General features: G+C 60.2%; 21 protein-coding genes. 18 read left to right on the plus strand and 3 right to left on the minus strand.

All coding sequences use genetic code 11. The features are described 5' to 3' along the window. Nucleotides 1-173: 173 nt before the first annotated feature. The 12 genes from DX908_RS12660 to leuB all read left to right on the plus strand — a co-directional run bounded on the left by DX908_RS12660 (nucleotide 174) and on the right by leuB (nucleotide 13,839). Nucleotides 174-872 carry a 3-keto-disaccharide hydrolase gene (locus DX908_RS12660; RefSeq protein ID WP_116393103.1) on the plus strand — a complete coding sequence of 233 codons (699 nt, stop codon included), beginning with the start codon at nucleotides 174-176 and terminating at the stop codon, nucleotides 870-872. 42 nt (nucleotides 873-914) lie between these two features. Then, nucleotides 915-2,609, plus strand: a complete 1,695-nt coding sequence (locus DX908_RS12665; RefSeq protein WP_116392670.1) for a GMC family oxidoreductase — start codon at nucleotides 915-917, stop codon at nucleotides 2,607-2,609. 2 nt (nucleotides 2,610-2,611) lie between these two features. Further along, nucleotides 2,612-3,349: a gluconate 2-dehydrogenase subunit 3 family protein gene (locus tag DX908_RS12670; RefSeq protein ID WP_116392671.1), complete on the plus strand. Its 738-nt coding sequence runs from the start codon at nucleotides 2,612-2,614 to the stop codon at nucleotides 3,347-3,349. Nucleotides 3,350-3,712: 363 nt separating this feature from the next. Further along, nucleotides 3,713-5,371, plus strand: coding sequence for a dihydroxy-acid dehydratase (gene ilvD, locus DX908_RS12675; RefSeq protein ID WP_116392672.1), 1,659 nt, complete (start codon nucleotides 3,713-3,715; stop codon nucleotides 5,369-5,371). Continuing rightward, complete coding sequence (gene ilvC / locus DX908_RS12680) at nucleotides 5,368-6,390, plus strand: ketol-acid reductoisomerase (protein ID WP_116392673.1); 1,023 nt, start codon at nucleotides 5,368-5,370, stop codon at nucleotides 6,388-6,390. Before ilvD ends, ilvC begins: the two co-directional genes overlap by 4 nt. A 45-nt stretch (nucleotides 6,391-6,435) precedes the next feature. After that, nucleotides 6,436-8,130: an acetolactate synthase 2 catalytic subunit gene (gene ilvG, locus DX908_RS12685; protein WP_116392674.1), complete on the plus strand. Its 1,695-nt coding sequence runs from the start codon at nucleotides 6,436-6,438 to the stop codon at nucleotides 8,128-8,130. Next, the gene (locus DX908_RS12690) at nucleotides 8,127-8,417 is read left to right on the plus strand and encodes an ACT domain-containing protein (protein ID WP_116392675.1); all 291 of its coding nucleotides are present in this window, start codon (nucleotides 8,127-8,129) and stop codon (nucleotides 8,415-8,417) included. The genes ilvG and DX908_RS12690 overlap by 4 nt, the downstream gene beginning before the upstream one ends. Next, complete coding sequence (locus DX908_RS12695) at nucleotides 8,414-9,673, plus strand: threonine ammonia-lyase (RefSeq protein ID WP_116392676.1); 1,260 nt, start codon at nucleotides 8,414-8,416, stop codon at nucleotides 9,671-9,673. Before DX908_RS12690 ends, DX908_RS12695 begins: the two co-directional genes overlap by 4 nt. A gap of 15 nt (nucleotides 9,674-9,688) precedes the next feature. Next, nucleotides 9,689-10,882, plus strand: coding sequence for a 2-isopropylmalate synthase (locus tag DX908_RS12700; RefSeq protein ID WP_116392677.1), 1,194 nt, complete (start codon nucleotides 9,689-9,691; stop codon nucleotides 10,880-10,882). Beyond that, a complete protein-coding gene (gene leuC, locus DX908_RS12705; protein ID WP_199564709.1) occupies nucleotides 10,882-12,237 on the plus strand; it encodes a 3-isopropylmalate dehydratase large subunit in 1,356 nt (451 codons plus the stop codon). The genes DX908_RS12700 and leuC overlap by 1 nt, the downstream gene beginning before the upstream one ends. Before the next feature lies 1 nt (nucleotide 12,238). After that, entirely contained in the window at nucleotides 12,239-12,808 is a 570-nt protein-coding gene (gene leuD, locus DX908_RS12710; protein ID WP_116392679.1) for a 3-isopropylmalate dehydratase small subunit, read from the plus strand. Further along, complete coding sequence (gene leuB, locus DX908_RS12715) at nucleotides 12,805-13,839, plus strand: 3-isopropylmalate dehydrogenase (RefSeq protein WP_116392680.1); 1,035 nt, start codon at nucleotides 12,805-12,807, stop codon at nucleotides 13,837-13,839. Before leuD ends, leuB begins: the two co-directional genes overlap by 4 nt. Before the next feature lie 9 nt (nucleotides 13,840-13,848). Here leuB and DX908_RS12720 read toward each other — a convergent pair whose 3' ends face one another. Together DX908_RS12720 and DX908_RS12725 are read right to left on the minus strand one after the other, a co-directional pair. Continuing rightward, nucleotides 13,849-15,363: a flavin-containing monooxygenase gene (locus DX908_RS12720; RefSeq protein WP_116392681.1), complete on the minus strand. Its 1,515-nt coding sequence runs from the start codon at nucleotides 15,361-15,363 to the stop codon at nucleotides 13,849-13,851. Between the two features lie 72 nt (nucleotides 15,364-15,435). Then, nucleotides 15,436-15,666, minus strand: coding sequence for a hypothetical protein (locus DX908_RS12725; RefSeq protein ID WP_116392682.1), 231 nt, complete (start codon nucleotides 15,664-15,666; stop codon nucleotides 15,436-15,438). 243 nt (nucleotides 15,667-15,909) lie between these two features. On the opposite strand from DX908_RS12725, the gene DX908_RS12730 reads away from it, so the two are divergent. The 4 genes from DX908_RS12730 to DX908_RS12745 are packed head-to-tail and all read left to right on the plus strand — an operon-like array spanning nucleotide 15,910 to nucleotide 19,773. Continuing rightward, nucleotides 15,910-17,406 carry a CoA-acylating methylmalonate-semialdehyde dehydrogenase gene (locus tag DX908_RS12730; protein WP_116392683.1) on the plus strand — a complete coding sequence of 499 codons (1,497 nt, stop codon included), beginning with the start codon at nucleotides 15,910-15,912 and terminating at the stop codon, nucleotides 17,404-17,406. 4 nt (nucleotides 17,407-17,410) lie between these two features. After that, entirely contained in the window at nucleotides 17,411-17,935 is a 525-nt protein-coding gene (locus DX908_RS12735) for a DsrE family protein (protein ID WP_116392684.1), read from the plus strand. 45 nt (nucleotides 17,936-17,980) lie between these two features. Further along, nucleotides 17,981-18,961 (plus strand): tRNA dihydrouridine(20/20a) synthase DusA, encoded by a 981-nt coding sequence (gene dusA, locus DX908_RS12740; protein ID WP_116392685.1) that lies wholly within the window; start codon nucleotides 17,981-17,983, stop codon nucleotides 18,959-18,961. Continuing rightward, a complete protein-coding gene (locus DX908_RS12745; protein WP_116392686.1) occupies nucleotides 18,958-19,773 on the plus strand; it encodes a sulfite exporter TauE/SafE family protein in 816 nt (271 codons plus the stop codon). The genes dusA and DX908_RS12745 overlap by 4 nt, the downstream gene beginning before the upstream one ends. Before the next feature lie 2 nt (nucleotides 19,774-19,775). On the opposite strand, the gene DX908_RS12750 is transcribed toward DX908_RS12745, so the two are convergent. Further along, a complete protein-coding gene (locus DX908_RS12750; RefSeq protein WP_116392687.1) occupies nucleotides 19,776-20,606 on the minus strand; it encodes a hypothetical protein in 831 nt (276 codons plus the stop codon). A gap of 244 nt (nucleotides 20,607-20,850) precedes the next feature. On the opposite strand from DX908_RS12750, the gene DX908_RS12755 reads away from it, so the two are divergent. Next, the gene (locus DX908_RS12755) at nucleotides 20,851-21,852 is read left to right on the plus strand and encodes a lysozyme (RefSeq protein ID WP_116392688.1); all 1,002 of its coding nucleotides are present in this window, start codon (nucleotides 20,851-20,853) and stop codon (nucleotides 21,850-21,852) included. Beyond that, nucleotides 21,849-22,265: a DUF1489 family protein gene (locus tag DX908_RS12760; protein WP_116392689.1), complete on the plus strand. Its 417-nt coding sequence runs from the start codon at nucleotides 21,849-21,851 to the stop codon at nucleotides 22,263-22,265. The genes DX908_RS12755 and DX908_RS12760 overlap by 4 nt, the downstream gene beginning before the upstream one ends. Nucleotides 22,266-22,269 lie beyond the last annotated feature (4 nt).

Here is a 22,269-nt window from a genome sequence, read left to right on the forward strand (position 1 = left end):
TAACGGTTTTTCATTGGCGTAACAGCTCTCACGATAACTGGAAATCGCCAATAACAGAAAAAGCCAATTAGATTGTGCGCTGCACAATTCGAAGATGTCTGCGCGCATGGCTGGTCAAGACTGTCCGGCTCATGCATCTTGCGCTCCGAATCAATGAGGGAAAGGGCCTTCCAATGCGTGTGACAACTATTCTGGGCGCTAGCCTGCTCGCTCTGTCATTGGGGACGGCCTCCGCCGGGGATGACGAGACGGATTTTGTCTCTCTCTTCGATGGCGAGAGCCTTTCTGGGTGGAAATCGACCACGGAAAATCCAGACTCCTTCAGCGTCAAAGACGGCATCCTCATTGTCAAAGGAGGGCGTGCGCATCTCTTTTATGATGGTCCTGTCAATGACGGCGATTTCAAAAATTTCGAGCTGCAGGCAAAGGTTCGCACAACGCCGGGGTCGAATTCCGGCATTTATTTCCATACGTCCTATCAAGCCGAAGGCTGGCCGGATATCGGTCATGAGGCGCAGGTGAACTCGACCAACGGCGATCCGCGCAAGACGGGCAGCCTCTATGCGATTGCCGATGTCTATGCACCGGGCGACAGTGAAGAGCCTTTCGTTGTGCGCTTTGAGGGGCAGGATATTCAGGCTTGGGCGCCGTCCGCCCCGTCCACCGATGGCGAATGGTTCGACTACACCGTGATTGTCATCGACAATACGGTCGAGCTGAAAGTCGATGGCAAGACGACCATCAAATGGACGGAGCCGGAGGATTGGCCTGATCAGGGCCGTCAGATTGATCACGGAACGTTCGCCCTTCAGGCGCATGATCCTGACAGTGAGATCCATTACAAGGACATCCGCGTTCGCGTCCTCGACTGAGCCGCCGATACGACTACAGACAAAAAAGAGAAAAGAGACGAGATGCAGGCTGAACCGGAACACGACGTTGTCGTCATCGGGTCGGGCGCAGGCGGCGGCATGGCTGCCTATGTGCTGACGAAAGCGGGCGTGAAAGTCCTGATGCTGGAGGCGGGGCGCAATTATGATCCGCTGACGGAAACGCCGATGCTGCACACTAATCATCAGGCACCGCTTCGCGGCGCGGGCACCAAGGACAAGGTGTTCGGCTATTACGATGCGACGGTCGATGGCGGGTGGGAAGTCCCCGGTGAGCCATACTCAAGAGGCGAGGGCTCTGAGTTCTACTGGTACCGCTCGCGTATGCTGGGGGGGCGGACCAATCACTGGGCCCGCAATTCCTTCCGTATGGGGCCATATGATTTCAAACCCCGGAGCCGGGACGGGCTCGGCGTCGACTGGCCGGTGACTTACGAGGATATCGCGCCCTATTACGATAAGACTGAAGCGCTGGTCGGTGTTTATGGCCGCAATGATGGGCTTGAGAACCATCCCAATTCAGGGCCAGGTGTTCTGCATGACCCGCCCAAGGCCCGCATCCCGGAGCTGCTGATCCAGGCGGCGGCAACGGATATGGGCATCCCTTGCGTGCCGGCCCGCCGTGCAGTGATGACCCGCGACCTCGATCAGCGGAAGGCCTGTTACTATGCGTCCGCCTGCGGACGGGGCTGCGCCATAGGCGCCGCTTTCCAAACGACAACGTCCTTCCTGCCATGGGCGCGCGCGACAGGGAACCTTACCATCACGACCGATGCCATGGTGCATGAGATCGAGATGGGGGAGGACGGCAAGGCCAAGGGCGTCTGGTATATCGAAAAGAAATCGGGTGAGCACAAATTCGTTCCTGCAAGGATTGTTATTCTTGCGGCCAGTGCGGGCGAGACCGCCCGCATCATGCTCAATTCGAAAAACGCGCAAGCACCGGATGGGGTGGGGAACTCCTCCGGTCAGGTCGGCCGGAACCTGATGGATACGGTCGGTGCCTCCATGGGTGCACGCATCCCGGCCTTTGAGAACAGGCCCCGCTATAATGAAGACGGCGCCATGGGCATCCACATGTATATCCCGTTCTGGCTGTACCCGGAGCAGGCGGCGGGTAAGCTCGATTTTCCGCGTGGATATCATTATGAAATGGGCGGCGGGTTCAGCCAGCCCGATATGGGCGTTGGTGGTTATGGAGACATGGCCGGCGGCTATGGCGCGAAGCTGAAGGAAGAGGCGCGGCGCTATTATGGCAGCTATGTCTGGTTCGCCCAGCGCGGGGAGATGATCCCTAATGAGCATTGCTATGCCGAGATCGATCCTGAGCTCAAAGATAATTACGGCATTCCTGTTCTCAAATTCCACTACAAACACACCGAACACGAATTAAATCAGGTGGCGCATTTCCAGAAGACGACGCTGGAGCTGATCGACCGCATGGGCGGGGAGGTGCCGACAAATGTCCCCTCACCAAAGGACGCCATCGCGCCGGGCGGCTGGATCATTCACGAGGTCGGGACAGCCCGGATGGGTGATGATCCCGGCAGCTCGGTGACCAATGAATTTGGTCAATCCTGGGATGTCGATAATCTCTTCCTGATGGACGGGGCTATATTCGCGTCCAAGGCACACAAGAACCCGACCCTCACCATCATGGCACTTGCCTGGCGGAATACAGATTATCTTGTCGAACAGATGCAGCAGGGAGCACTTTGATCATGGTCCTGCACAAGAAAATTGACCGCCGTACGACGATCAAATGGGTGATGTCCGGTGTCGCGGCCTCCGCGATGACAGCCTGCGGCGACAGGAAAGAGACAAAGGCTGCGCTGGATGACGGGATCATCCCCGCGCGCCCCATCAGCAAACATCGGGCAAGCCTTGGGCAGGCGGCCGACATCTCGGGTACGCCTTACGGCACCGACCCCGATCTTATGCAGCCAGCCAACACATGGTCGCGGACGATGACCGAGAAGCAGCTCGCGGTAACGGCGGCGCTCGCGGATATGTTTGTTCCGGAGGATGAGCATTCCCCATCGGCGAGCGCGGTCGGTGTGCCGGACTTCCTCGATGAGTGGATCAGTGCCCCTTATGAAGGGCAACAGCGCGACCGCGCGATCATCCTGCCGGGGCTCACCTGGATCGAGCAGGTCTCAATTGGCCGGTTCGGGAAGGGCTTTGCTACGATCAGCGAGGCGGAGAGGGCGTCGATCCTCGATGACGTTGCCGTCTATGGTCAGGAGAAAGAAGAGCTGAAAGAGGGCGCCGCGTTCATCCGGCGCTTCCGGTCGCTCACCATGGGGGCGTTCTTCTCAACGCCTGAGGGGATGGCTGATATCGGCTATCGCGGGAACCAGCCGACAGCCGGTCCTTATCCCGGCCCCTCTCAGGAAGCGCTCGATCACCTTGAAGCTCACCTTCGATCGATCGGCCTCAAAATGCCGTCACTCGGCTGATTTCTCTTGAATAAAGGCGATTGCCACCCTGTCCCGTTTTGGGACAGGGCCTGCCTGTTTGTGGTGCAAATGCATCGGTCCTCGCAAGGCTCTGCCGCGGTAGCAATTTTATAGGCATATTTCCGGCAATAAGGGGTTCTGTTTTAGTTGAATATGTTATATGGCCAAAACAGATTTAGAGAGAACCGGAATGAGCCAGTCGCTCAACATCATTGTATTCCCGGGCCTGCGCGTTGTGCGGGGCGTCTCGCTTGTACTTCTTCTTATTAGCAACAGCCTGAGGGAGCGGCGCTGAGACGGGCTACGGCCAACGGTTCTCGCAAGGCTCCCGAAGGGGAGCTTTTTTTATGCGCCGATGATGACATGAAACGCAGCGATGCGATCACTAAAGGGCCTCAGAAAGCCGCCGCCCGAGCCATGCTCCGGGGGACGGGGCTGACCGATGCCGATTTCGAAAAGCCGATGGTCGCGGTCGTCAGCACTTATTCCTCAGTCATGCCCTGCAACATGCATTTACGGACCTTGGCCGGTCCCCTTTGTGACGGCATTCGCGAAAGCGGTGCGGTGCCCTTTGAATTCGGCGCACCGGTTGTCACGGACGGGATCTCCATGGGGCACGACGGCATGCGCGCGTCGCTCATCAGTCGGGAGGTTATCGCCGACTCGATTGAGCTCTGTGTGCGCGGGCATGCCCTCGATGCCGCCGTCATTCTGGTTGGCTGTGACAAGACCATTCCAGCCGCCGCCATGGCGCTGGCGCGTCTCGATATTCCGGGGGCGGTGCTTTACGGCGGGACAATCGGCAAAGGCCGTCTGGGCGATCGCGACCTTTCCATTCAGGATGTCTTCGAGGCCGTCGGTCAGCACGCCAAGGGCGATATCGATGATGCTGGCCTGAAAGCTGTTGAGGAAAAAGCCTGTCCGGGCGCAGGCGCCTGTGGCGGCCAGTTCACGGCCAACACAATGGCGATGGCACTGGCCTTCCTCGGGGTCGCGCCGATGGGCGCAGGGGATGTACCCGCTGTCCATCCTGACAAGCCGGGCGTTGCCCATGCAGTTGGGCTGCTTGCCGGTCAGCAGGCGCTTGGCACATCGATCCGTTCCCTGATCACGCCGGCAAGCCTGCGCAATGCTGTCTCGGCTGTTGTTGCCTCCGGCGGGTCAACCAACGCGGTGCTGCATCTGGCGGCCATTGCGGCAGAAGCCGGTGTCGATTTTGACATTGATATTTTCGATGAGCTGTCTCGCGAAGTCCCGGTGATCACGGATCTCAAGCCCGGCGGACGGTATCTGGCGCAGGACATGTCCGAGGCTGGCGGCTGTCGGCTCTTCGGCGCGCGCCTCAAAGAAGCAGGGCTGCTCGAAGACACGATGACCGTCACGGGGCGGACATTGTTCGAAGAGCTTGCAGAAGCAGAAGAAACACCGGGTCAGGACGTCATCTGGACCGTCGATAAGCCGGTGAAAGAAACCGGCGGCATCCGCATTCTTTACGGCGATGTAGCGCCGGAGGGCGCGGTGCTGAAGACGTCCGGCTACGCGGATCGCGCCTTCTCCGGTCCGGCGCGGGTCTTTGATTGTGAAGAGGACTGCTTTGCCGAAGTGCAGGCAGGCGGCATCAAATCCGGTGATGTCGTGGTCATCCGCTATGAGGGACCAAAAGGCGGCCCCGGCATGCGCGAGATGCTGGCCGTCACGGCAGCCTTGGCCGGGCAGGGGCTCGCGGGCGATGTTGCGCTGATCACGGATGGGCGTTTCTCGGGTGCAAGTCACGGCTATGTCATCGGTCATGCAAGCCCTGAAGCCGCCGCAGGCGGCCCGCTCGCTTACCTTAAAGATGGCGACAAGATTTCAATCGATCCGGCATCCCGCCGTATCGATGCAGATATTCCGTGGGAGGAGCGCCGGGCCGAGATGTCCGTGCGCCCGCAAAAATCCTACGGCGGTGTTTTCGATAAATTTGCCAAACTCGTCGGCTCTGCATCGCGTGGTGCCGTCACCCTTCAGGAGAAAAAAGGATGAGCGAAGAGCTTCGCGTTTTCACCAAAGACGATGTCAAACCCGGCACGCTGACGGACAAGACGATTGCGATTGTCGGCTATGGCAGCCAGGGCCGTGCCCATGCCCAGAACCTGCGTGAAAGCGGGTTCGACGTCATCATCGGCGCACGTAAGGGTGGCAAAAGCCATCAGCTGGCAGAAGAAGACGGCTTCCGCGTGCTCGACATTGCGAGTGCCGCGAAAGAAGCCGATTTCATCGCCCTGACCGCACCGGATATGGCGCATAAGGAGATCTTTGAGAATCACGTCGCCCCCAATCTGTCGGCGGGCAAAACGCTGATGTTCGCGCATGGTTTCTCGGTGATCTATGGTCAGGTTCGCCCGCCCAAAGACGTCGATGTCATCATGGTGGCGCCCAAAGGGCCGGGCGATCTGGTCCGCCGTGAATATCAGCGCGGGCGCGGCGTGCCCTGCCTTTTCGCGGTCGAGCAGGATGCGTCAGGCGAAGCCACGCAGCGCGCTCTTTCCTATGCGGATGGCCTTGGCGGCACGGCTGCAGCGATCTTTGAGACGACCTTCCGTGATGAGACCGAAACCGATCTCTTTGGCGAGCAGGCCGTTCTTTGCGGCGGCGTCACCGAGTTGATCATTGCCGGTTACGAAACTCTCGTTGAAGCGGGCTATCCTTCCGAGCTTGCCTATTATGAGTGCTTCCACGAGCTCAAACTCATCGTCGACCTCCTTCACGAAGGCGGCATGAAGAAGATGTATGAGTTCATCTCCGAGACGGCGACCTTTGGCGATCTGCGCTCTGGCCCGCGTGTCGTGAATGCGGACGCCAAGGCGAAGATGAAAGATGTCCTCGACGAGATCCGCAGTGGTACTTTTGCCAATGACTGGATTCTGGAGAACCAGGCCGGGAAAGCGCGCTACAGCTCCATGCTTCGTCAGAAAACGGAGCACGACATGGAAAAAGTCGGCGACCGGATGCGTTCCATGATGACATGGCTCGGCGGCGACAAAAACAATTCCGGTGACTGAAGACTAACCCTTAACCCCTGAAGAGATCCGACAGGAGCGATCATAATGAACACGGCAACCGCCCAGGCCCCGACCCCGGCACCCGAAATATTGCGCGGCGCCGATCTGGTCGTACGTGCACTGGAAGCACAAGGGGTAACCACCGTTTTCGGTTACCCGGGCGGTGCGATCATGCCGGTTTATGACGCCCTGCCGGGCTCTTCACTCAAGCACATTCTCTGTCGGCATGAGCAGGGGGCGGCATTTGCGGCTGCCGGTTGGTCACGCATGACGGGGAAAGCTGGCGTCTGCTTTGCCACAAGTGGTCCGGGGGCGACCAATCTCGTCACCGGGATCGCGGATGCCTTCATGGATTCGGTGCCGATGGTCGCCATTACGGGGCAGGTCGCCGAGGCCGTGATGGGCACAGACGCCTTCCAGGAGATCGACACATTCGGCGTCACCATGCCGGTCGTGAAGCACTCCTATATCGTCCGTAATGCCGCAGAATTGCCGGAGATTATCGCTGAAGCCTTCCGGATCGCCGAAGAAGGGCGTCCGGGCCCGGTCCTGGTCGATATTCCCAAAGACATCCAGCTGGCGACGGCAGATGTGTCGATCACCCCGCCAATGAAGCGCGAAGAACTGCCCACGGATGTTTCCGTTCTTGACGCCGCGCGCGAAGCGGTGCGGTCTGCCAAGCGGCCACTCTTTTATCTCGGCGGCGGCATCGTCCGTAGTGGCGCAACTGAGGATGTCCGCCGGGTCGTTGAGGAAACCGGCATTCCGGCTGTGGCAACCTTGCAGGCGCAGGGCGTCCTGCCCACCGGTCACGAGCAGTTCCTCGGCATGCTCGGCATGCATGGCTCGCGGGCAGCCAATCTTGCCGTTCAGTCCACGGACCTCCTGATCGTTGTCGGCGCTCGTTTTGATGACCGCGCAACGGGCCGCCTCAACGGCTTTGCGCCTGAGGCTCGGGTCATCCATTTTGACCGCGACATCTCAGAGATCAGCAAATTGCGGGACGCGAATATCGCCGTGCCCGGAGAGCTGAAGGACAGTGTCACGGGCTTCAATCCCGGGCCATGCGATGTCGCTGAGTGGTGCTCCACCTGTTACGCCGAACGGGAAGCGTCCGCGCCGCGCTATGATGCGCCGGGCGAGGGGATTTTCGCGCCCGCCTTCCTCAAGCAATTATCCGAGGCCGCCGGAGATGATTTCGTCGGGGTCGCCGATGTCGGCCAGCACCAGATGTGGATTGCCCAGCATTGCCGTTTCTCCCGGCCGCAGGCGCATCTGACGAGCGGGGGCCTCGGCTCCATGGGCTTCTCGCTGCCCACCGCCATGGGTGCGAAAATGTCTGAGCCCTCCGCAACCGTTGTTTCGATCTCGGGCGATGGCGGCTTCATGATGAATGTGCAGGAGCTCGCCACCATTCGCCGCTACCAGATCCCGGTCAAGATCGTGGTCATCAACAATTCCCGTCTCGGCATGGTTCGTCAGTGGCAGGAGCTGTTCTTTGAAGAGAACTATTCCGAAGTCGATCTATCCGATAATCCTGACTTTGCCGTTGTGGCGCAGGCCTTCGGCATCGAAGGATTCACGATCACGAAACGCGATGAAGTGCCCGGCGCGATTGACCGCCTCCTGAAAGCTGATGGCCCGATCCTCTGCCATGTCGTGATCGACCCTGCCGATAATGTCTGGCCGCTCGTCCCGCCCGGGGCCACCAATGCTGAAATGCTGGAGACATCCAAATGAGCATCGAGACGCTGAATATCGAGACCGACAATGTGAACGGCACGCTTCGCCGTATCTGGACCGTCATCGAACAGCGCGGCTGGTTTGTCCGTTGCCTGCTGGTCGAGGAATCCGGCGATGGGGCAAAGACCTGGGTGCAGGTTTCACCTTATGGTGAGCGGAAGATCGAAACGCTCCGCCGTCAGATCGAACGGCTGGTGAATGTGCGTTCTGTCAAGCTGGAGCAGCGCAGCCGCGTGCGGCCCAGCATGTTCAAGGAAATCCCGCATACAGAGGTCGTCTTATGAGTGTGACGGCGCCAGAATGTGAGGGCGACGTATCGCCTTTCGGCATCTCTGAACGGGAAGTCGAAGCCATCTCGAGCCGGGCGGATCCCGCCTGGAACGAGATTTCGGTGACGCCCTGCCTTCACGCGCCAAAACTCTCTGCCCTGACGGGGACGGAGCTCTATCTTAAATTCGAGAACCAGCAATATACGAACAGTTTCAAGGAACGCGGCGCGCTCGCCAAGCTCCTGTCTCTCTCTGAAGAGGAACGCGCGCGCGGGGTGATCGCGGCCTCCGCCGGTAATCACGCGCAAGGTCTTGCCCGCCATGCAGCACTGCTCGGGGTGAAGGCATGCATCTTCATGCCGCGCCGGACGCCTTCCGTGAAGGTCGAGGAAACGCGTGCGCTCGGCGCGGATATCGTTCTTGAGGGGGACAATTACGATGCCGCCAGCAAAGCCGCAGCCGCTCGCGCAGGCGAGACTGGCGAGATCATGGTTCATCCCTTCGACGATCCGCATGTCGCATGCGGTCAGGGAACGGTCATCTCAGAAATGCTGGCCGCGGTGCCGGATCTCGATGTCGTGGTGGTTCCCATCGGCGGCGGGGGCCTTGCGGCGGGCACGGCTGTTATCGGCAAACGGATCAAGCCTGACCTCAAGGTCGTCGGGGTGCAGGCGGCCTTGTACCCAAGCATGCTGAATGCCCTCCGCAAGACGGATCGGCCCTGCGGCGGCAGCACGCTGGCGGAAGGCATCGCGGTTTCCGAGCCCGGGCAACTGACCCGGCGGATCATCGCCGAATATGTCGATGAGATCGTGACGGTCGAAGAAGCCCAGCTTGAAACGGCGCTTTGCCTCCTTCTCAACACCCAGAAAACGCTCGCCGAAGGGGCGGGGGCTGCGGGTCTTGCCGCCGTCATGGCGCATCGCGGCCTCTTCCGCGGCAAGAAGGTTGGCAGCATCATCTGTGGCGGGAATATCGATACAAGGCTCGTCTCCGGTGTGCTGATGCGCGATCTTGCGCGGCATCGGCGGCTCGCCCGGCTCAGGATCGAGCTGATCGACGTACCCGGACAGCTTTCCATTGTGTCCGATGCGATCACGCGCGCGGACGGCAACATTATCGATGTCGCCTATCACAAGATCTTCAATGATCTGCCCGCCAAACAGACCTATCTCGACATCTCCGTGGAGGCCACGGATGCCGATCATATGGACAGGATTATCGCCGAGCTTCGCTCTGTCGGTCTGAATGTCGATTTTGCGAATTATTAAAGGGAGGACGTCCCCATGAGTGCAACAGGATCCGGTCACGTACGAATTTTCGACACGACCCTTCGGGATGGAGAGCAAAGCCCTGGCTTCTCCATGACCATGAAGGGGAAGCTCCGTATGGCGAAGGCTCTATCCGCGCTCAATGTCGATGTCATCGAGGCAGGCTTCGCGGCGGCATCTCCGGGGGATTTCGAATCCGTCAAGGCCATCGCCGAGGTCGTGAACGGCCCTCGCGTCTGTTCACTGGCGCGGGTCACCAAAAGCGATATTGATGCGGCGATCGAGGCGCTGGAGCCGGCCTCTCACAAGCGGGCGCATGTCTTCATCGGTACGTCGCCCATCCACCGTAAGCACAAGCTCAATCTGCGCAAAGGTGAGATCCTCGACAAGATCGAGGAAGGCGTTGCCTATGCGGCGAAATATTTCGACGACGTCGAGTTTTCCGCCGAAGATGCGCTGCGTACAGAGAAAACATTCCTCGCCGAAGCCATGCGGACGGCGCTTGATGCGGGGGCGAAGACCCTCAACGTCCCGGACACGGTCGGCTATACGACGCCGGAAGAGATCTATGACACCTTCCGCTACCTGATCGATGCGGTCGAACCGCCTGAAGATGTCGTTTTCTCCTCGCATTGCCATAATGATCTGGGGCTTGCGGTGGCCAATTCTCTTGCGGCTGTCCGCGCTGGCGTTCGCCAGATCGAATGCACGATCAACGGCATCGGTGAGCGGGCCGGGAATGCGGCGATGGAAGAAGTCGTCATGGCACTGAAAACCCGCCGCAGCTATTTCGGTCTTGATACCCAGATCCGCACGGAGGAATTCCACAATGCGTCCCGCTCGCTGGAAGAAGTGACGGGTGAGAAGGTGCAGCGGAACAAGGCGATTGTTGGCCGGAACGCCTTCGCGCATGAAGCGGGCATTCACCAGCACGGCATGCTGCAGAACCGCGAGACCTATGAGATCATGAAGCCCGAAGATGTCGGCGCACCAAAATCCTCCCTTGTCCTCGGCAAGCATTCCGGCAAGCACGCGCTTTTCGCGCGGCTTGAGGAGCTCGGCCATGAGGTCGATCCAGATTATACGGATGCGATTTTTGCGGCCTTCAAGAAACTCGCCGATGAGCGCCACGAAGTGACAGACGAGGATCTGCGGACGCTGGTGTCTGGCGCCTCCAACCGTGTGGTCGTGGCGGAGGCTGTCTCCTGATGGCTAAGACACTGTTTGACAAGATCTGGGAGCGGAATCTTGTCACGCCTGAAACGGAAGATCGCCCGGCGATCCTGCATATCGGCTTGCACCTGATCCATGAAGTGACAAGCCCGCAGGCCTTCACGGTACTGAAGGAACGGGGTCTAAATGTTCGCCGCCCTGACCTGACGCTCGGCACAATCGATCACTCGGTGCCGACCTTGCCTGCACGCGCGGATGGGCGGTTGCCTTACGTGACGGCGCAGGCCGAGATGCAGGTCGAGACGCTTCGCAAGAACTGTCAGGAGCAGGGCATTCCCTTGCTGGATCTCGATGATGAACGTCGCGGCATCGTCCATGTTGTCGGGCCAGAACTTGGCCGTACACGGCCGGGAATCGTCATCGTCTGCGGCGATAGTCATACCTCAACCCATGGCGCGTTCGGCGCGCTCGCCTTTGGTATCGGCACAACCGAGGTCGGCCATGTGCTGGCAACGCAAAGCCTGTTGCAGCGCCGCCCCCGGACGATGCGAGTGACGTTTGAGGGCGAATTGCCGGACGGTGTTGGTGGCAAGGATATGGCCCTCGCCATGATCGCAAAGCTCGGCACGCAGGGCGGTACGGGCTATGTCATCGAATATCAGGGCAAGGCCGTCCGTCAACTGACGATGGAAGGGCGAATGACCCTTTGCAATATGTCCATCGAAGGCGGCGCACGGGCCGGCATGGTGGCGCCCGATGAAGTGACTTGGGCCTATCTTGAGAAAGCCGCTGGCATCTCCCTCGACAGGGACGAGGACCTCGTGAGCGATGAAGGTGCGGTGTTCGACAAGGAAATCGTGATCGACGCGGCCAGCCTGACCCCTATGGTGACTTACGGAACGTCTCCTGATGCGGCGTCGGCTGCGAACGGGAATGTACCCGATGCGGAGGAAGGGCTCGATTATATGGGCTTTGTGGCAGGGCATCCGCTTGCGGAATATCCCGTCAACAAGGTCTTTGTTGGCTCCTGCACAAATGGTCGGATCGAAGATATGCGCGCCACAGCGCGCGTCCTCACCGGACGCAAAGTTGCCGAGGGTGTCCTCATGCTGATCGTTCCCGGTTCCGAAGCGGTCAAGCGGCAGGCAGAAGAAGAGGGGCTCGATCAGGTCTTTGCTGCGGCGGGCGCCGAATGGCGGGAGCCGGGCTGCTCGATGTGTATCGCCATGAATGGCGATAAGGGTGAGCCGGGTGAACTTGTCGTCTCAACCTCGAACAGGAATTTCAAGGGCCGGCAGGGCGAGGGTGTACGAACTGTCCTTGCCTCTCCGCTGACCGCTGCCGCCTCGGCAGTGGCAGGACGGATTGCTGATCCGCGGGAGTATCTCTGACATGGACGCATTCGGAAAACTCACGAGCAAGACATTCGTCCTGCCGGATGAGAATATCGACACGGACCAGATCATCCCGGCGCGTTTCCTGACGACAACGTCGCGGGATGGTCTTGCCGATGGCTGCTTTCACGACTGGCGGTTCGATGGGTCAGGCAAGCTGACGGCTCATCCTCTCAACGATGTCGATACATCCAGCTATCAGGTGCTGATCGCGGGCGATAATTTCGGCTGCGGCTCCTCGCGAGAACATGCGCCTTGGGCGCTTCTGGCCTTCGGGTTCCGTGTGGTGATCAGTACCGAGATCGCGGATATTTTCCGCTCGAATTCCCTCAAAAACGGCCTCTTGCCTGTAACAGTCAGTGAGGAGCTTCATCAGCAATTGATGGAACATGCAGGCGAAGAGGTCACTGTCGACCTTGAGGAAATGACGATCCGTCACGGCAATCACGTCTCCTCATTTGAGATTGAACCTTTCGCCCGGCAATGCCTGCTGGCAGGGAAGGATTCGCTCGACGTCCTGATCGACGCCATTCCGCAGATTGAAGAATATGAGGCACAGCGCGCATGACCCTCAACCTTGTTGTCCTGCCCGGTGACGGGATCGGCCCGGAAGTCACGAAAGCCGCAGAGGACGTCCTCAGCGCGGTCTGCAAGGGCGCGGGGCTGGAGCTGAAAATGTCTCATCATCTGATCGGCGGCATTGCGATTGATGAGACGGGCAATCCGTTGCCGGAGGAAACACTCGCTGCCTGCGCGGATGCGCAAGGCGTTCTGTTAGGCGCGGTCGGCGGGCCGAAATGGGATGGCGGATCGGTCCGGCCTGAACAGGGGCTCTTGCGGATACGTGAGGCGCTCGGCCTCTTCACAAATATCCGTCCCGTGCGCGTCTTCGAGGGGCTCGAGCATCTCTCGCCGATCAAGAACGCAGCCGGCCTCGATATAGTGATCGTCCGGGAGCTGACGGGCGGGATCTATTTCGGTGAACGGCAGGAAGGCGATGAGGTCGCCAGCGATCTCTGCACCTATTCTGCGGAGGAAGTCCGCCGGGTGGTGGCGCCTGCTTTCGAAATCGCAAAAGCGCGGAACGGCAAGCTCACCTCGGTCGACAAGGCGAATGTGCTGGCATCTTCGCGGCTCTGGCGTCGCACGGCGGAAGCTGTGGCGAAGGACTACCCGGAGGTGACGCTCAGCCATGCGCTGGTCGATGCCATGGCGATGCATCTTGTGACCCATCCGAATGATTTCGATGTTCTGGTCACGGAGAATATGTTCGGCGATATCCTTTCCGATGAGGCCGCCGCCGTTTCGGGGTCTATCGGTCTGGCAGCGTCTGCGTCGCTTGGCGCGCCGGGAACGCCAGGGCTTTATGAGCCGATCCATGGCTCGGCGCCCGACATTGCAGGGCAGGGCGTTGCCAATCCATCCGGTGCGATCCTGTCGGCGGCCATGTTCCTTCGGTTCGGCGCGGCACGTGAGGATCTCGCGAGCCAGATTGAGGCGGCGGTTGAAAGTGCGCTGAAAGCCGGTGTCCTGACACGTGATCTGGGCGGAGACGCGAATACGGAAGAAATAACTTCGGCCATTCTGGAACGGCTTTAAGCCTGCCGGTCATGCACTCGCATCTGCGGGCGTGCCTTGCGGGATACCCTCGGTAATGCGTGTGGCGGGCTCGAATTTCAGGACACCATCTTCCACCTGCCCGAACTGATAGGCGCTCAGATCCGCAAGGTAGTTCTGGTGAACGCGCCATGGGGCTTTCACGCCCTGTTTGGGCAGGACATTGGCGGCCCGCTCGATATAGCCGGAGTTGAAATGGATCAGCGGCACGGTCTCGCGCGGTTCGGGCGGTGTATCCGGGCGGCAGACGCCATAGCCTTTCTTCCGTATACGGTTAAGAATGCGGCAGACATGCCGCGCCGACAGATCCGCCTTCAATGTCCATGAGGCATTGGTGTAGCCAAAACAGAAGGCAAAATTCGGCGCACCCTCGATCATCATCCCTTTATAGATCAGGCGATCGGCAAAGTTCAGCTTCTCGCCATCCACGGTCAGGGCAATGCCGCCGAACAGTTTGATCTTCAGGCCCGTCGCGGTGACCACCGCATCCGCGACGAGATGGGTGCCGTCGGCAAGCAGGACGCCCGTCTCGTCCAACTTCTCAATCTGATTGGTGACGATGGAGGCGCGGCCTTCCTTCAGGGAACGGAAAAAGACGGAATCTGGGTCAAGGCAGACCCGCTGGTCCCAGACATTATATCGGGGAGAGAAGGCGATCTCGGCATCGACATTCGGCCCGGCCTCTTCCTGCGCGATCTTCTTGATCGATTTGCGCGCAAAGTCCGGCTTCCAGCGGGCAAAGCCATACTGAACGATACTCAACAAAATGCTCCGCCACCGGATGAGACTGCCGGCAAATTTCTTTGCGGGCAGCCGGCCGACAGTTCGCGCAAAGCCGTCCTCGGCGATGCGGGGCACGACATCGCTGGGGGAGCGCTGGAGCATGGTGACGTGCTCTGCATGTTCGGCAAGAGCGGGAACAACGGTTATCGCGGTGGCGCCGCTGCCGATGACGATAATCTTCTTGCCCTCGGCAGAGAAATCTTCCGGCCAGAATTGTGGATGCAGGATTTGCCCGCCAAAGGCATCCTTACCCGGAAAGTCCGGCGCATGGCCTTCGGCATAGTCGTAATAACCAGCGCAGGCGAGGAGGAAGCGGCAAGTGATCTGTCCGTCCTGCCCATTCTCTCGATAGCTCACCGTCCAGAGTTGGCGATCGGATGACCAAGATGCGCCAGTCACTTCGCGGCCATAGCGGATCAGGCCATCAACGCCGTATTCGGCAGCCGTCTCGTTGATATAATCCCGGATGATGTCGCCATCGGCAATCGGTTGGCTATCCGGCCACGGACGGAAGGGATAGCCCAGTGTATACATATCAGAATCAGAGCGCACACCGGGATAGCGGAAGAGATCCCATGTCCCGCCCATTCGCTCACGCGCTTCGAAAATCTCGAAGCGTTCCTCAGGACAGTGCATTTTTAGCCGACAGGCAGCGCCGATGCCGGACAGGCCGGCCCCGATGATGAGAACATCAAGGGTTTCTTGCTGGTTGAGTGTTGCCATGACCTGCCTTTTCGAACACCGCGCACACGGTGCGAATATTGGCCCGGTCTGGCAAGTCCGATCTGTCGTTGCCTAGAGCACGAAGAACAGGATCGCGAAGAGGGCGAGTGCGGCCAGCAGCGTCGAAATGGCGAGAATGTACCTCACGCCATCGCCTGTATGGCCCTGCCGGACGGCCTCGGTCGTCGTATCCATGGGATAGGGCGTGCCGGGCAGGTCGACGGGCTCAAGGTTTTCCTGCTCTTCCTCCGGCTCAGAGAGGGCCGAGTCCGGCTCTTCTTTTCTATCTGTCGCAATCGTCATGACAATCCTCCGTCTCGTTCACGGCGGTCTGGGAGCAGCGCTGTGAAGCGTTGACGCCCTGTCAGGGCCAATCGCCAGACCCGCCTCTACGGAGAAACAACGGCTCGAGGCCCTTGCGGTTGCGTGATTTTCTCAAGCGGGACGTTTCATCGCAGGGGGAGAGCGTGACACGGGCTCTTGCACGGGGGCGGCGTCTCGCGCCATGTGGGGCAAAAATACCCAAAATCTGCGGAGGATACCGACATGGCTGACGTGCATCATTTCATCAATGGAGAGCGCCGCGAGGGCCGCTCCGGCCGGTTCAGCGACATTTTCGACCCCAATACGGGCCAGGTTCAGCGCCGCGCCGCGCTCGCCTCGACGGCGGAAGTCGGGGAGGCCATTGCTTCTGCCAAGGCCGCTCTGCCGGTCTGGTCGGCGATGAACCCCCAGCGCCGGGCGCGTGTGATGTTCGCCTTCAAGCGCCTCGTCGAAGAGAATATGGATGAGCTTGCCGAAATGCTCTCGTCTGAGCATGGCAAGGTGATCGCCGATTCAAAAGGCGATGTGCAGCGCGGTCTTGACGTTGTCGAATTTGCCTGCGGCATCCCGCATCTCCTCAAAGGGGAGTACACGGAAGGAGCCGGCCCCGGCATCGATGTTTACTCTATGCGCCAACCGCTCGGTGTGACGGCGGGGATTACGCCTTTCAATTTCCCAGCCATGATCCCGTGCTGGATGTTCGCGGTGTCGATCGCCTGCGGAAATACATTTGTGCTGAAGCCTTCTGAGAAGGATCCGTCCGTCCCCTTGCGGCTTTGCGAGCTGATGATGGAAGCAGGGGCGCCTGCCGGTGTCCTCAACATGGTCAATGGCGACAAAGAAGCGGTCGATGCGATCCTGACCCATCCGGATATCAAGGCCGTCAGTTTCGTCGGCTCGTCGGATATCGCCCATTATGTCTACAAGACGGGTACGGAGCATGGCAAACGCATCCAGGCCATGGGCGGCGCCAAGAACCACGGCATCATCCTGCCTGATGCCGATATGGATCAGGTGGTGAAGGATTATCTGGGCTCCGCCTTCGGCTCGGCTGGCGAACGCTGCATGGCGCTGCCGGTGGCTGTCCCCGTGGGTACGGACACCGCGGATGAGTTTGTCGCTAGGATGGTCGATGAGGCGCAGAAGCTCCGTGTGGGGGTCTCAACCGACATGGATGCGCATTACGGCCCGGTCGTCACCTCCGCGCATCGCGAGAAGATCGCAAGCTACATCCAGATGGGTGTTGATGAGGGCGCCGAGCTCAAGCTCGATGGCCGGGACTTCTCGCTTCAGGGGCATGAGGAAGGCTTCTTCATCGGCCCGACCATCTTTGATCACGTGAAGCCGAATATGCGGTCCTATCAGGAAGAAATCTTCGGGCCGGTCCTTCAGGTCGTCCGTGCCGAGACATTGGAAGAGGCGGCGGCCCTGCCGTCCGATCACCAGTACGGCAATGGCGTTGCGCTCTTCACCCGCAATGGCCGGGCGGCGCGGGAATTTGCCCAACAGGTCAATGTCGGCATGGTCGGCATCAATGTGCCGATCCCGGTGCCGGTCAGCTATCACACCTTTGGCGGCTGGAAACGCTCTGCCTTCGGCGATGTGAACCAGCATGGCCCTGAAGGCGTACGCTTCTGGACCAAGATCAAAACGGTCACCCAGCGCTGGCCGGAAGGCGAGATCGACGATCAGGCTTTTGTCATTCCAACCATGGGGTAAACGGATGAAACTCTTCGTCCTTGCAGCTTTGTTCGTGTTTTCCGGTTCCGCCGCATTGGCGGGGCCGGATGACTTCACCGATGGCCCGGTCATCACGGGCTATGGCAAAGTGACGAATGTCGAGGCCGCCACTCAACTTGATGCGGCCCAGACTTTCCGTGTGGCGTTCGATACATCGAAAAGCGGCGAGGCGGAGGTTAATCGCACGATCAACAGTGCGGCACGCTTTCTCAACATGCAGGCGCGGGCGGGGGTGGCCCCGGAGAATATCGAGCTTGCCGTCGTGCTTCACGGCAAGGCGGTCTACGATGTGACAAGGGCAGGGCCTGAGGCGGCGGACGGTAATCCGAGTACGGAACTGATATCGCTCCTGCAGGCGCAGGGTGTCCGCTTTATCGTCTGCGGCCAGTCGGCGGGCTATTACGATGTAACGGCCCAGGATCTGCTGCCCGGTGTCGAAATGGCAGTCTCGGCGATGACCGCCCATGCCCTTCTCCAGCAGGATGGATTCACCCTCAATCCGTTCTAAGCCCACCGATTTGCGCGGGCGACCGGCAGCGACTATCTCGCTGCGATGACTTACGCCCCGCACCGTTTCTGCGTAGCGCCGATGATTGATTGGACGGACCGCTATTGCCGGTTTGTCCATCGTCAGCTCAGCAAACACGCCCGGCTCTATACCGAGATGATCGTCGATGAAGCGATCCTGCGCGGAGACCGCTCGCATCTGCTCGACTTCGATACCGAAGAGCACCCCCTCGCGCTGCAGCTCGGCGGCAGTGATTCGACCAAAATGGCGGCGGCTGCGAAGATCGGGGCCGAGTGGGGCTATGACGAGATCAACATGAATATCGGCTGCCCGTCAGATCGGGTCCAGTCGGGCCGGTTTGGCGCCTGTCTGATGACCTCACCGGATCTCGTCGCCGACTGCCTCAAGGCGATGCAGGACGCTGTTGATATTCCCGTCACGGCGAAATGCCGGATCGGGGTTGATGATCAGGAGCCAGCCGAGATCCTGCCGCGCTTTATCGACCGGCTGGCGGAGGCTGGCGTGACGGTCTTTATCGTCCATGCCCGCAAAGCATGGCTGGATGGCCTGTCACCGAAAGAGAACCGCACGGTGCCGCCGCTCGACTATCTGCTGGTGGAGGAAGTGGCGCGGGCCCGTCCGCATCTGACCTTCGTGCTCAATGGCGGGATTGAGGATCTTGATCAGGCTGCGTCCCATCTTGAGACATTTGACGGGGTCATGCTCGGCCGCGCGGCCTATGAGCGGCCCTTCATCCTGTCCCGGATTGATACACGCTTCTTTGACAGCCCCTGCGAGGCACCCGACCGCCTCACCGTCATCAAGGCGGTGGCAGCGAAGGCCGCGGTGATGGACGTGCCGATCTGGAAGTTTGCCCGGCACATGCTCGGTCTCTTCCATGGCGAGGCAGGCGCCCGTGACTGGCGCCGCCGGATCAGCGAAGAGGGAAGAGATCGGGGCGCGACCCCAGACTGGTTCATCCGGTTGGGAACGGAAATCACAGCCCGGTCGAGGGCGGCTGCATGACACTCACGGCTATTCTTGTCCTTGTGCTGACAGGGCTCGGCGCCGGCTTTGCGGGCGGTCTTTTCGGGATTGGCGGCGGCGTCGTCATCGTGCCGGCGCTCTATGCTGCCTTCACGGGTATGGGGATGGCGGAGGATGAGGCGATCAAGACCGCGATCGCGACCTCCATGGCGACCATCATCGTCACCTCCATCCGCTCGGTGATGCGTCATCACCGGCATGATAATGTCGACTGGCCTGTCCTGAAGGCCTGGATGCCGGGCCTCGCGGTCGGTGCCATCCTCGGTTCAGTCATTGCGCGTTACATTGATGGACAGGTGCTGACGGGTATTTTCGGCGCCGGGCTGATCCTGCTCGCCACCCAGCGGCTGATGAGCACGCGGGGGAACAAACAGACGACTGAGGGCACCATGCCCAGCCAGCCTGCTCAGCACGGGATTGCAGGCGCGGTCGGCGCATTTTCCAGCCTTTTGGGCATTGGCGGGGGCGTCATCGGCGTGCTGCTCCTCACCCAGTTCGGGCGCAGCGTTCATCGCGCGGTCGGCACGGCGGCCGGCTTCGGGCTCGCCATCGCGATCCCCGGCACGTTCGGCTACCTCTGGCCCGCTGCGACGGACACGGAGGTCATGCCCTGGCGCATCGGCCTTGTCTCAATTGTTGGGTTTCTGGCGATCGCCTCAGGCACCTTTTTCGGGGCACCGATCGGGGCGTCGACGGCGGCAAAGCTCGATGCAAAGCTCCTGACCCGGATCTTTGCGAGCTATGCCGCCCTGACCGGCATCCTCATGCTCAAGGAAGCCGTCTTCGGTTGAGCTTAGATGACCTTGTAGTCCGAGCCGCCACCGAATTTCGGCAGGGCAGGTTCGGGCGCAAAGTAATCCCGGCGAGCCGGCAGGCGCGTGCGCGTGACCCGCGGTTCGGGCTCAGGCGTCACGACCGGCGGCACCACTTCGGCATAGCTTTCAGCGGTGGCTTTCGGCAGGCACGGATTGGTCGGCGCGAACGGGTTCAGTGCCGTGCCTGGTCCCTGATAGGGCGTGCCGTCAGCTTTAAGACACGGATCAAACTCGCCCCCCGGCGTGTTCGCGGTGTAGAAATCGCCATCATCCTTCTTCGCAATCAGCCTCGGATTGGCGGAGAAGAATTTCCCGTCATCTTTTTTGTCCGTGCGCTGCTGGTTGGTGGTGAAGAAGGCGCCATCGTCCTTCTTGTCGGCGCGGCGCGGATTGGTCGTGAAGAATTTGCCGTCATCAGGCTTGTCGGCCTTCACCGCATTCGGTGTCATCGCCGGCTTTTCTTCGTCCTGACGCTCCGGCAGCCCGCGGATCTGGCGGCCGCCATTTGTCTCATCATCGGCATGAAAGGCCGCAAAATAGAGATCGTCGGCGTCACTGGCCTTGGCGATACGGTCGGCGCGCTGGCCGTCTGCAAAAACGAGCGGCCCCATCCCTGCGGGGACACCATTTTCAATATCCCCGGCGAGATTTGCCGTCACCCATGTGTCCGTCGGGGCTGTCGGTGCCGATTTGGCACTGAACATGCGCTTGCCCGGCAGTGTATCGCCGTCAATCGCTGAATACCCAGCATAAAGGGCGAGCCCCCCAAGAGCTGCGAGACCGGTCATCCGGATGGCTTTCTGCAGCATGTCATGCACTCCAAAACACAAACGACGGGCGCGAGCGTCCCGATTGGGTAAATATTCTGCTAATATTATGCCAACAATTGTGAGGTGTCATTGTCACGCTTTGGCAGGGTTAATCCCGGTTCTCGCGATCAGGGGGTCTCACGACCTGTTCAATCCGAAAGCTGCGTGGTAAGGATTTGAGGAAGAACCATGCCATGGCGGGTCTGCCGCGCGGGGGGCATGGGGTGCTGGTGGGTTGTATCGTATGAAGACTGGGGATACCGGCCTCAATCTGATCAAGGCGTATGAAGGCCTCAGGCTTTCGGCGCAGTCCGAGCCGTTGCCGGGCGCGCAGGCTGGTGATCGGGATGCGGTTAGCTGGAGCGTGGGCTACGGCCACAAGGCGACGGCTGGCGCAGGGATGACCGTGACAGAGCGCGAGGCATCGCGCCTTCTCCAGGAAGATATCTCTCCGATTGAGAACCTTATCCGCACGACTGTGCGCGCACCGCTCAACCAGAATGAACATGACGCGCTGGTGTCACTGATTTTCAACATTGGCGAGGAAAATTTCCGCCGGTCGACGGTTCTGCAAAAACTCAATGATGGCGACAAGCTCGGGGCCGCCGAGGCGTTCGAGCGCTGGAGCCGGGCCCGTGTCGACGGCAAACTCGTCAAACTGGACGGCCTTGTGCGCCGCCGGGCCGCCGAGAAGTCGCTATTCCTGATGCCGACCGATGCCGAACTCGTCGTGCCGACTTCTGAGGTCATGCCGGCTGATGAATGTGACGGCGCGATCCGCTCGGAAGCCGCGATCAACAACGCGCCGCTGTTCGATCTCAAAGAGTTCCGGCGTGACCGGAACCGGCAATTGACGCCCGAAGAGACCGAACAACGGCTGACGGCACTTTATCATGCGCAGCAGGCACTGACTGGTGATCCGGCCAAGATGATCATTTCCAAGGCCGAAGAACGCGAAGATATTGGTGTCACGGTCGGTGCGGCGATGGCCGGGCTGATGGCGCTGGCCACGACCCTGCTCGGGGGCTTGCTGGTTCTGTCGGAATATCTGCCGGGGACACTCGCAACAGTCGGGATCGGCGGCGATATCATCGCATTGATCGAAGCCAATCTGCCGCGTTGGCTCCTCGTCGGCGGCGGGGTCGCGCTTTATTTCATTGCTTATGTCCTCGTGAAACGGGCCAACCGTCACGGCATCAAGCGGCGGCGCGCCATGGAAGTTGCCAGGGTTCAGCACGCCGATTGACCATCCACATCGCGAAATTATCAGTAGGGAGTACGGGGATTGAGAGCCTCGGGCGCTGGCAGGCGAGCCTTATTGAGCGGCGCGGCGTCAAATATCCCTATCATGTCACCCGGATGTTCCCCCGCAGGGGCGAGGAAGTCCTTGATGGCGGCTCGATTTACTGGGTGATCCAGGGCTATTTCACTGCCCGCCAGCAGATTGTCGGGCTCGAACCCGTTACGGCGGAGGACGGCACCTCGAAATGCCGCATCGATCTTGATCCCAAGCTCATTCCGGTCAGTCCCATCGCTAAACGCCCGTTTCAGGGCTGGCGATATTTAAAGCCTGAAGATGCACCTGCAGATGTGACCGGGGGCGCCAAGGGTGATAGTCTGGAGCTGACGCGCAGGCTATCCGAGCTGGGATTGCTGTAATCGC

Origin of the sequence: Parvularcula marina (assembly GCF_003399445.1) — a bacterium.
GTDB lineage: Bacteria > Pseudomonadota > Alphaproteobacteria > Caulobacterales > Parvularculaceae > Parvularcula > Parvularcula marina.